The sequence below is a fragment of the Empedobacter sp. UBA2044 genome, assembly GCF_002333005.1.
Lineage (GTDB): Bacteria > Bacteroidota > Bacteroidia > Flavobacteriales > Weeksellaceae > Empedobacter > Empedobacter falsenii_B.
In genome coordinates, this window is the sequence record NZ_DDBA01000043.1 from 18,820 (window position 1) to 28,505 (window position 9,686).

6 protein-coding genes are annotated in these 9,686 nt (G+C 31.6%); 5 read left to right on the forward strand and 1 reads right to left on the reverse strand.

The genetic code is table 11. The annotated features are described in order from the left end of the window. Nucleotide 1 precedes the first annotated feature (1 nt). Both B4E59_RS07745 and B4E59_RS07750 read left to right on the forward strand, forming a co-directional pair. Nucleotides 2-1,207 carry a metallophosphoesterase family protein gene (locus tag B4E59_RS07745; RefSeq protein ID WP_291052373.1) on the forward strand — a complete coding sequence of 402 codons (1,206 nt, stop codon included), beginning with the start codon at nucleotides 2-4 and terminating at the stop codon, nucleotides 1,205-1,207. Further along, a complete protein-coding gene (locus B4E59_RS07750) occupies nucleotides 1,207-4,248 on the forward strand; it encodes an AAA family ATPase (protein ID WP_291052367.1) in 3,042 nt (1,013 codons plus the stop codon). Before B4E59_RS07745 ends, B4E59_RS07750 begins: the two co-directional genes overlap by 1 nt. Nucleotides 4,249-4,321: 73 nt before the next feature. Here B4E59_RS07750 and B4E59_RS07755 read toward each other — a convergent pair whose 3' ends face one another. Beyond that, the gene (locus B4E59_RS07755; protein WP_286494642.1) at nucleotides 4,322-5,401 is read right to left on the reverse strand and encodes a TerC family protein; all 1,080 of its coding nucleotides are present in this window, start codon (nucleotides 5,399-5,401) and stop codon (nucleotides 4,322-4,324) included. A gap of 111 nt (nucleotides 5,402-5,512) precedes the next feature. Here B4E59_RS07755 and B4E59_RS07760 point away from each other — a divergent pair, with 111 nt between their 5' ends. The 3 genes from B4E59_RS07760 to bshA are packed head-to-tail and all read left to right on the forward strand — an operon-like array spanning nucleotide 5,513 to nucleotide 9,554. Continuing rightward, nucleotides 5,513-7,261, forward strand: coding sequence for a glycoside hydrolase family 3 protein (locus B4E59_RS07760; RefSeq protein ID WP_260391930.1), 1,749 nt, complete (start codon nucleotides 5,513-5,515; stop codon nucleotides 7,259-7,261). 2 nt (nucleotides 7,262-7,263) lie between these two features. Next, on the forward strand, nucleotides 7,264-8,394 hold the full coding sequence (locus B4E59_RS07765; protein WP_291052376.1) for a serine hydrolase domain-containing protein: 1,131 nt from the start codon (nucleotides 7,264-7,266) through the stop codon (nucleotides 8,392-8,394). A 23-nt stretch (nucleotides 8,395-8,417) separates the two neighbouring features. Next, nucleotides 8,418-9,554, forward strand: coding sequence for an N-acetyl-alpha-D-glucosaminyl L-malate synthase BshA (bshA, locus tag B4E59_RS07770; protein ID WP_291052371.1), 1,137 nt, complete (start codon nucleotides 8,418-8,420; stop codon nucleotides 9,552-9,554). The last annotated feature ends 132 nt before the right edge of the window (nucleotides 9,555-9,686 follow it).

The window sequence follows — 9,686 nt, forward strand, 5'->3', positions numbered from 1 at the left end:
GATAAAAATTCTACATACAGCCGATTGGCACTTGGGCAAAAAATTGGATAGTTTTTCGCGATTAGAAGAACAAATTTTAGTGATGAACGAGATTATCGAAATTGCAGATCAACAACAAGTCGATTTGGTACTTATTGCGGGCGATTTATTTGATAATTTTAATCCAAGTGTGGAAGCTGTAGAATTATTTTATAAAACATTAAAAAGACTTTCGAATAACGGAAAACGTCCTGTTGTAGCGATTTCTGGTAATCACGATTCTCCAAGTTTGATTGATGCGCCAGATCCGTTGGCACGCGAATGTGGAATTATTTTGATTGGTTATCCAAATGCAAAAATTCAGGAATTTGAATTAAATGATTTCAAAATTTTAAAATCTGTAGAAGGAATGATTGAATTGAAATTAAATTCTTTCGATTACCCGATTCGAATTATTCATACGCCTTATGCAAACGAAATTCGTTTGAAACAATATTTTGGAGAGAATAAAGAAGATGCATTGAATGAAGTTTTAGCGACAAATTGGAAAAATATTGCGGATGAATATTGTGACGAAAATGGTGTTAATTTATTGATAGCACATTTGTATATGAACCAAAAAGGTGCTGAAATTTTAGAGGAACCAGAAGGCGAAAAACCGATTAAAATTGGAAATGCAGATATGATTTTTTCCGAAGCTATTCCGCCTCAAATTCAATATACAGCGCTTGGACATTTGCATGGTTTTAAGAACATCGGAACAGAAGAAAAACCTGTTGTGTACAGCTCTTCGCCTTTGTGTTATAGTTTTTCCGAAGCTGGTCAAACCAAGTATGTTTCGGTAATAGAAGCAGAACCAAATAAAACTATTTCTTATCATAAAATTGAATTAAAGCATGGAAAACCGCTTATTCGAAAAACTTTTGATGATATAAATTTAGCTGTAGAATGGTTGAATGAAAATCAAAATGCGTTGGTTGAATTGATTTTAGAAAGTGATTCTTTTTTGAAAGCTGATGAACGAAAATTGATTTATCAATCACATGATGGAATTATTCATTTGATTCCGAAAGTTAAAAATCAAGAGGTTGAAATGGTTGAGTATATGTTTGCAGATCAAACAAAAGATATGAAGGAATTGTTTGCAGATTATTTCAAATCGAAAAATGGAAATCAAGAACCAAACGACGAAATAAAGGATTTGTTTAACGAAATTTTGAATTCATAATGATTCCAGTAAAATTAACCATAGAAGGACTTTATTCGTATCAAGAACGTCAAACAATTGACTTTTCTGAATTAACAGAAGCAGGATTATTTGGAATTTTCGGGAATGTAGGTTCCGGAAAATCGTCAATTTTGGAAGCGATTATGTACGTTTTGTATGGCGAAACAGAACGTCTAAATTCCAAAGATAAGCGTGCTTACAATATGATGAATTTGAAATCGAATTTGGCATATATCGAGTTTGATTTCTATAATTTTGAACAAAAATTATTCAGAGCAACACGTGAATTTAAAAGAAATTCGAAACGTTTTGAAGATGTAAAATCGCCAATAGTTGTTTTTTATGAACAAAAAGACAATGAATGGATTCCGCTTAATCATTCGAAAGCAGAAGAAATAATTGGGTTGAGTTACGAAAATTTCAAACGAACAATTATTATTCCGCAAGGGCAATTCAAGGAATTTATTGAGTTGGGTGCAAAAGATCGAACACAAATGATGAAGGAAATTTTTGGACTTCATCGTTATGATTTACAAGATAAAGTTGCAGCTTTAAATTCTCAAAACTTAACGAATTTGAATCAACTAGAAGGGAAATTATCTGGATTTGAAGAAGTTTCGGAAGAAAAAATAAAAGAGCTTGAAGAAAATTTGATTGAGCAAACAAAAGTTACCAATCAAGTTCAAGAAGAATATAATCAAATGAATGAATCATTTCAACGTTTAAAAGCGTTGAAATCAGATTTTGAGACTTTAAAACAAAAGAAAATTGATTTTGAAAAAGTTTCAGTTCAGAAAAATGAAATGGATCAACGAAAACTTGAAATTGAGCGCTATGAATTGATTTTTAATGCGTTTTCTCAACTTTTAGAAAATCATAAAAAACTTTCAAATCAGATTGAAGAAAAGTCAATTTCAGTTGAAAATCAACAAAAACAACTGACTTTAATCGAGAATCAAATCAAAGAAATTTCGAACCAAATTGAAGCGATTAAAACTGATTATGAAACTTTACCAATAAAACGAAAAGAAGAAACAGATTTAGAATTAATAGTTCAAATTTTAACTTTTTCAGAGGAGATAGAAAAGTTAAAAGTAAGAACAGCAAAAGGTTTGAAAGAAGTTGAAGAGGTTCAGAAAAATGAACAGAAAATTGAAGCTTCAATCAAATTATCTGAAAAAGAAGTCAAAACTTTAGCTGAGTCAAAAATAGATGCGCAAACATTGATGGAGGTTGGAAATTGGTTTGTTCAGAATCAAAATTTGCAACAATCTATTCAGAAACAACAAACTAAAATAGATGAGCAAAAGCAACAAATTAATGTTTTCGAAGCTCAATTCAAAACAGATAATATTGAAATTTCAAGTTTTGAAAATTGGTTTAGTTCTGAATTTGAAAAGCTTGAATCAACTAAAAAATCAATTGAAAAACAGAAAAATGAATTAGAAGTTCAGCAAAAGTTGGTTCATTTTGCACATAATTTACACGAAGGTGAATCTTGTCCGCTTTGTGGCGCTTTAGAGCATCCGAATATTGTTGAAATTGATGATATTTCCACGAAATTTGAAGTTGTAAATAATGAATTAAATCAAATTGATGAAAAGTTAAAATCGCTTCAGAAAAAACAAAATGAAGTTCAGAAAATGATTGATCAAAAACAGTTTATTGAAAAACAAATTGCACAAGAAAATCAAGTTTTGAATGATCTGAAAATTGAACAAGAAAATCATCTGAATTTGTTTGTTTGGAAAGATTTTGATTCGAAAAATGTTGAATTATTTGAAGAAAAAAAGAAAGCAGCTGTTGCTTTGGACAAAACAATTTCGGATAAAAATAAAGAGATTGAAACTTTTCGTGAAACTTTAGAGAAAGAACGTGAATCTGTTGAAAAATATAAAAATGCTTTAGAAAAATTTAGATTAGAAGAAGCTGAAAAAGCTTCTCAAATCAAGCAAAATCAAGCAAATTTGAAAGTCTTGAAATTTGAAGATTTTCAAAATCAAACAACAGAAAATGTGCTTCAAAATTTGAATGATTTAAAGTTAAATAATACAAAAATTGAACAAGATTATATTCAATTTACAGAAAGTTTAAATCAATTGAATCCAAAATTAGCTTCTCAAAAAACTTCAATTGAATTAGTTGAAAAACAACTTATTGAGTTAAAAGAAGAGTTGGCTATTAATCAAAATCAAATAGAAAAAGCATTAGAAAAATATCAAATACAAAACATTGAAGAGGTTCAATTTGTTTTAAATCAGAAATTTAATGTTTCTCAAATCAGAAAAGAGTTGGAAGATTTTCGAATTTTGTATGAAACGTTGAAAAATTTAATTCATGAATTAGAGCAAAAATTATCGGAAGTTTCTTTTGATGAAACGATTTATAAAATACAAGAAGAAAAATTGATTTTTGTGACAAGTCAATTGAAAGAAGCTACTGAAGTTGTAACTAAAATAAAAGCTGAAATTGAGCGATTGAATAAATCTTTTGTAGAAAAGAAAGATTTGTTAATTGAATTGGAAAAGTTGAAAAAGCGTGCGGCTAATTTACAAACGATGCGATATTTGTTTAATTCAGCAGGATTTGTGCAATATGTTTCGTTAATTTATTTGAAACAATTATGTGATAACGCAAATGTGAGATTTCATCGAATGACGAGAAATCAATTAAGTTTACAAATGAATGACAACAATGATTTTGAGATTATAGATTATTTGAACGAAGGTCGTTCACGTAGTGTGAAAACGCTTTCTGGGGGACAATCTTTCCAAGTTTCTTTGAGTTTGGCTTTGGCTTTGGCAGAAAGTGTGCAAACAAATGCGAAGTCGGAAAAGAACTTCTTCTTTATTGATGAAGGTTTTGGAACGCAAGACGCAGATGCGGTAAATATCGTGTTTGAAACGTTGATGAGTTTACAAAAAGAAAACCGAATTGTCGGAATTATTTCTCACGTAGACGAATTAAAAGATCGAATTCCAGTTGCTTTGCAAATCACAAAAGATGAAGAAAGAGGTAGTTTGATAGAAGTTGTTTCGTAAGGTATAATGATTATAAAATAAACCCCAAGATTGAATTTAATCTTGGGGTTTATCATTATATGAAGATAATAATCTATTCCTTAACCTCTGATTTATTCGAAATTAACGACCAAATAATTGTTATTAATAAAACTCCACCAATTATTGACAATGAAATAGTCGATTCGAAATGATAGAATGGCATAATAATCATTTTAATTCCGATAAAACTTAAAATAATCGCTAAGCCGTAATGTAGTTTATTGAATTTATCCATTGAATTTGCCAACAAGAAATATAATGAACGAAGTCCTAAAATTGCAAAAATATTAGATGAATATAGAATAAAAGGATCGTCTGGAGCAACAGCGAATATAGCAGGAATACTATCTACAGCGAAAACCAAATCAGTTACTTCAATTACCATTAAAGCGACGAAAAGTGGTGTTGCCATTTTAATTCCGTTTTGAACAGAAAAGAATTTATCTCCATCAAAATTCGGTGTAACTTTAAAGAATTTGTGTACCAATTTAACACCAAAATTTTGTGATAAATCTTGATTTTCATCATCATCACTTGATTTCCAAGATTTGATTCCGGCGACAATTAAGAAGAAACCAAACAGTGTTAAAACGACATTTGGACGGAAGAATTGTTTTGCTTCAAAATTTGCATGAGTTGCTTCATCACCAAGATTAAAGTGCCAATCTCCAATAGAAAAAGATGGTAAATAAGTCATTTTAATTAATTCAACACCTGCAAAAATAAAGATTGCTCTAAAAAGAAGAGCACCTAAAATTCCCCAAAAAAGGACTTTATGTTGATATTCTTTTGGAATTTTAAAGAATCCAAAAACGAGTATGAAGACGAATAAATTATCTACGGATAAGGCTTTTTCTATCCAATACGCCGCCTGGAATTGCGAAAATTTATTGATGGCAAATGCATGTCCATCTGCTTCTTTAAAAACGAAATAAATCACTCCACTAAAAATCATCGCCAAGGAAATCCAAACGATAGTCCAAGTAAGCGCTTCTTTGTTCGAAACCGCGTGTGCATTTTTATTAAAAACACCTAAATCAAGTAGTAACATAATAATTACTGCAACTCCAAAAACAGTTATTAGTCCAGGATGATTCAACATGCTATCCTGTACAACACTGAAAATACTCATATAAATTTATTTAATTTGACAATTTACTATAAATTTACCAATCCTAACTTGATTGGCCTTTAAAAAATGTTTCTAAAAAAGAAAAAACAAGCAAAATTAATTTATTCCGGAATGAAAAGAGTAATCGCATACGTATTCTTAACAATTATTTTACCTATAGCTTCGAAAGCGCAACACGTTTCGCCATTGTACAAAGATTCTATTCAGATGAAATGGGTGAATGAGAAGTATAATTCAATGTCATTGGAAGAAAAAGTAGGTCAGTTATTTATCGTTGCAGCCTATACAAATAGAGATGTGGTGCATGAAAATGATATTCAAAAATTAATTGAAGAAGAACATATCGGAGGATTAATTTTTATGCAAGATCAAGCGGCTCATCAAATTGAGTTGACAAATAAATTTCAATCTATTTCTAAAATTCCATTGTTAATTGGAATGGATGCAGAATGGGGATTGGCAATGCGTTTGAAAGGAGTGGAGCGTTTTCCTTGGAATATGACGCTTGGTGCTCTACGCAATAATAAGTTGGTGTATCAAGTTGGAAAACAAATTGGTATACAAGCGAACAGAATGGGTGTTCAGTTTAATTTTTCACCTTCAGTTGATGTCAATGTTAATCCAAATAACCCAATTATCGGGAATCGTTCTTTTGGTTCAAATCCAGATCGAGTTGCAGAAAAAGGAATTGCTTATATGGATGGAATGCGTGCGCAAAACGTATTATCGTCTGCAAAACATTTTCCTGGACATGGAAATACAGATCAAGATTCGCACAAAGTTTTGCCGTTGATTCCAGATAATAAAGCAGATTTAGAGAAATATCACATTGCACCTTTCAAGAAAATGATTGATGAAGGTGTACAGTCAATTATGGTGGCGCATCTAAATGTTCCAGCTTTAGAACCAGATCCAAAAATACCTTCAACTTTATCTAAAAATATTATTACAGATTATTTGAAAGGAGAATTACAATTCAAAGGAATTGTGATTACAGATGCGTTGAATATGGATGGTGTAGCAAAAATGTTTCCTGCTGGTGATGTAGATTATAGAGCATTTGTAGCGGGAAATGATATTTTATTGTTTTCGCAAAATGTACACGTTGGGAAACAAAAAATTATTGATGCAATAAATAAAGGTCAGATTTCTGAAGCACGTTTAGAAGAAAGTGTGAAGAAAATTTTGATGGCAAAATATATTACAGGTTTAAATGAAATAAAAACTTTAAATTCTGCAAATGTTTTAGAAGATTTAAATTCTCCTGAAAATTTAGCGTTAACAACTAAAATTTTTGAGAAAGCTTCGACAGTTGTAAAGAATGAACACAAACTTTTACCAATTAAAAAATTGAATCAAAAAATAGCTTTTGTTCCCCTTGAACAAACAGATTATGATCAATTTTTGAGACATTTACAAAAATATACAAATGTTGAGTTGGTGAAGATTTCAAATCCAAATCAGATCAATTTATTGAATGATTATGATGTGATTATTTCGGGAGCGTTTTTATCGAATGAAACGGTTTACAAACCATATAAATTGTCAGATAACTCGAAAGCAATTTTGAAAGCATTACCAAAAGATAAAAAGAAAATCTTCTCATTATTCACAAGTCCTTATGGTTTGAAAGATCTTGATTTATCAAATTTAGATGCGGTTACAGTTCATTATCAAAATACAAAAGATGCGCAAGCAGCTGCTGCGCAAGTTATTTTTGGAGCAATTGATGCAGATGGAACATTTCCGGTAGATATCAATCAAAACTTGAAAGAAGGGCAAGGAATTGTAACAAAACACATCAAACGTTTAGGATTTACTGCACCTGAAAATGTGAATTTAGGAAAAAAAAACTCTTAGAAATAGATAAACTTGCCGAAGAAGCAATTGCAAATCATTACACGCCTGGAATGCAAATTTTAGTCGCAAAAGACGGGAAAATCGTGTATGATAAAAGCTTTGGAACTCAAGATAAAAATTCTTTAAAAAAAGTGAAGTGGACAGATTTATATGATGTCGCTTCTGTAACAAAGGTGACGGCGACGTTGCCTTTGTTGATGCTGGAGGTAAACGAAGGAAAATTAAACCTTGAGCAAACAATTGGAGAAATTGATAATGATGCAAAAAACTCGAACAAATCTTCCTTAAAAGTTCGTGAAGTATTAGCGCATCAAGCTGGTCTTAAGCCATGGATTGGTTTTTACAATGAAACTGTCAATGTAAAAAATGCGCGATTATATTTAGATTTCTATTCGAGAAAGCAAGATGAGGAACATCAGATAAAAGTTACAGATAACATTTATATTATCAACTCTATTAAAGATACGATTTACGAAGATATTTATAAATCATCTTTAGGCCGTAAATCATACGAATACTCAGACTTAGGCTATTATATTTTCAAGAAGAAATTAGAAAAGGATTTTGGGAAAGATTTGAATCAATTGACACAAGAAAAATTTTATCAATCATTGGGAATGTATCGCACAACTTTTAATCCAAAAGAAAAATTTAGTTTAGAAGATATTATTCCAACCGAATACGACAAAACCTATAGAAATCAATTGGTACATGGTTTTGTACACGATCAAGGAGCTGCGATGATGGGCGGAATTGCTGGTCATGCTGGTTTATTCTCTAACTCGATTGATTTGGCAAAATTGATGCAAATGTATTTGAATGGAGGCGAATATGGTGATGAGGTTTATTTGAAGCCAGAAACGGTGGCGGAATTTACCAAACAACAATTCAAAGGCAATCATCGTGGAGCTGGATTTGATAAAATGCAAACAACGTCTAAAATAGGTCCATCATCCGAAAGTTTTGGTCATACAGGTTTTACAGGAACGATAGTTTGGGCTGATCCTCAGTATAAAATTGTATATATTTTTCTTTCGAATCGTGTCAATGAAACTGTCGAGCCAAATTATCTTTCCATTAAAAAAGTGCGAGAAAATATTCGACAAGTAATTTATGAAGCAATTTTACCTTAAATTTGTCTAAATAAAAATCGCGAATGAAAATAGGAATTGTATGCTATCCAACCTACGGAGGGAGTGGAATTGTGGCAACAGAACTGGGAATGGATTTAGCGGAAAAAGGTCATGAAGTACATTTTTTTAGCACAAATGTTCCTGCGAGATTAAACATCAAATTACCAAATATATACTTTCATCGAATTCATGTCGAAACGTATCCATTGTTTCAATATCAGCCTTACGATTTGGCGTTGAGTACAATTTTGTATGATAAAGTTTTGCATTACGAATTAGATTTGGTTCATGTACATTATGCGATCCCGCATGCGTATGCAGCGTATTTTACGAAACAAATGTTGGCTCGAAAGGGTTATAAATTACCAATTGTAACAACGTTGCACGGAACAGATATTACGTTGGTAGGGAAACATCCTGTGTATAAAACGGCTGTTGAATTTTCGATTAACGAATCGGATGCTGTAACATCAGTTTCCGAAAGTTTGAAACAAGATACTTTACAAGCATTTGACATTACAAATGAAATAGAAGTTGTGCCAAATTTTATTGATAATGATCAATATTTGCCAGAGAAATGTGTGTGTTGTCGTGATAATTTTGCGCAACCAAAAGAGAAGGTAATTTTGCACACTTCAAACTTGAGAAAGGTAAAACGTATTGAAGATGTAATTGGAACGTTTAATTTGATCCAGAAACAAATTCCATCGAAATTGATTATTGCTGGAGAAGGTCCTGAATGGGATATGGCGGATCAAATGATTCAAGATTTTGGAATTCAAGATAAAGTGAAAAGTCTTGGAATGGTAAGTGACTTGAATGATGTTTTGAAAGCGGCAGATTTATTCCTTTTACCATCCGAACAAGAAAGTTTTGGTTTGGCAGCACTTGAAGCTATGGCGGCAAGTGTTCCAGTTATTTCGTCCAATGCAGGCGGAATTCCAGAAGTAAATATTAACGGAGTCACTGGTTTTGTTTGCCCAGTAGGAGATATCGAAATGATGGCAGAAAAAGCGATTTATATTTTAGAGGACGAAAAGCGTTTGGCAGAGTTTAGTTATCAAGCAAAAGAACAAGCGATACGATTTGATAAAACGAATATTCTTCCGCAATATGAAGAATTGTACCGCAAAGTAATTGCAAAATCTAAAATCGGGTAAATCCCGATTTTTTTATTTAATAGGATTTTCTTCCTCCCATTTTTTCCATGACGTCTTATCGCCTTTTAACCATAAGATATATTGTTTTATTATTAAGCCAGAAATTGCGTCTGGATATCCCCCTGAATTTTC